The sequence below is a fragment of the Achromobacter sp. genome (genome assembly GCF_057314935.1).
Map to the genome: position 1 here is coordinate 1 of NZ_DBHKZA010000192.1, position 1,717 is coordinate 1,717.

Annotated in this window: 1 protein-coding gene and 1 other RNA gene; both read left to right on the plus strand. The window is 66.1% G+C overall.

The features are described from left to right. The first annotated feature begins 200 nt into the window (after positions 1 to 200). Positions 201 to 298: signal recognition particle sRNA small type (gene ffs, locus ACO6D5_RS30020), an RNA gene on the plus strand. A 151-nt stretch (positions 299 to 449) separates the two neighbouring features. Continuing rightward, a partial coding sequence (gene dnaX, locus ACO6D5_RS30025) for a DNA polymerase III subunit gamma/tau (RefSeq protein ID WP_485827425.1) occupies positions 450 to 1,717 on the plus strand: 1,268 nt, incomplete at its 3' end.

Here is a 1,717-nt window from a genome sequence, read left to right on the forward strand (position 1 = left end):
AAGCGAAGCAAGCAAAAAAGGCAAAGCGAAGCAAGCAAAAAAGGCAAAGCGAAGCGAGCCAAAAATGGCAAGCGAAGCAAAGCCATCCCTCCCTCCCCCTCGGGGGGAGGGCCGGGGAGGGGGCAACATAACGCCCCCCAGGGGCCCGCCAACCGGAAGGCTGCAAGCAAGCGAAGCGCAGCTCTGCTAGAATTCCGGTTGGCGGGCCCCTCCGCATGGTTCGACGGTGAACCTGGTCAGGTCGGGAACGAAGCAGCCATAGTCGTTTAGGGTCAGTGCCGGAGTAAGGCTCGCCAACCGGATTCTTCAAAGCAACGGGTAGTGATTCAACCCACCGCTCGATTGCTTTCAAGGGGGACGGGGTTATTTTCCAGGGATTCGTTCCACGGGAATAAGCCCGTCCCCTTTGCATTTCAGCCAGCACGCGAAACAGGCTCTACAATCCAGCCATGACTTATCTGGTACTGGCCCGCAAGTGGCGGCCGCGATCGTTCGATACCCTCGTGGGACAGGATCACGTGGTGCGCGCGTTGACTCATGCGCTCGACACCCAACGCCTGCACCATGCCTGGCTGTTCACCGGCACCCGGGGCGTGGGCAAGACCACCCTGTCCCGGATCCTGGCCAAATCGCTCAACTGTGAAACCGGCATCACGTCCAAGCCGTGCGGCGTCTGCCGCGCGTGCACGGAAATCGACGCCGGGCGCTTTGTCGACTACCTGGAGCTGGACGCGGCCTCGAACCGCGGCGTCGAGGAAATGACGCAGTTGCTTGAGCAGGCCGTGTACTCGCCGGGCGCGGGCCGCTTCAAGGTCTACATGATCGACGAAGTGCACATGCTGACGGGCCACGCTTTCAACGCCATGTTGAAGACGCTGGAAGAGCCGCCCCCGCACGTCAAATTCATCCTGGCCACGACCGACCCGCAGAAGATCCCGGTGACGGTGCTGTCGCGCTGCCTCCAGTTCAACCTGAAGCAGATGCCGGCCGACTCCATCGTCGGGCACTTGCAGGCCGTGCTGGGCCAGGAAGAAGTCGCTTTCGAAGTGCCGGCCTTGCGGTTGATCGGGCAGGCTGCCCAGGGCTCCATGCGCGACGCGCTGTCCCTGACCGACCAGGCCATCGCCTACAGCGCCGGCAACATGACCGAGGACGCCGTCCGCGGCATGCTCGGCACCATCGACCAACGCCATCTGGTGCGCCTGCTGGACGCCCTGTCCGCCGGCGACGCCAAGGGCGTGCTGGCGGTTGCCGACGAACTGGCGACCCGTGGGTTGTCCTACGCTGGCGCGCTGGCCGATCTGGCGGTGTTGCTCTCGCGCGTGGCGATCGAGCAGCGCGTGACCGGCGTGACGCCGGCCGAAGACCCGCTGGCGGCCGATATCGCCCGTCTGGCGCTCGGTCTGCATCCCGACGCCGTGCAACTGTTCTATTCGGTGGCGGTGCACAGCCGCAGCGAACTGACGCTGGCCCCGGACGAGTACGCGGGCTTCATCATGGCCTGCCTGCGCATGCTGGCGCTCAACGGCGACGCCGGCCCGCAAACCGCGCTGGAAGCGCCCGCCGCGCCCGCCCGCCAAGCGGCGGAGCCGGCCGTCGTGACCGCTGCGCCGGCTGCGGCACCCGTTGCCGTGGCTGCGCCTGCAGCGGCTGCGGTTCCCACGCCCGCTTTGGCCCCGGCTGTCGTGGCGCCTGTTGCCCCGGTTGCCGCGCCCGT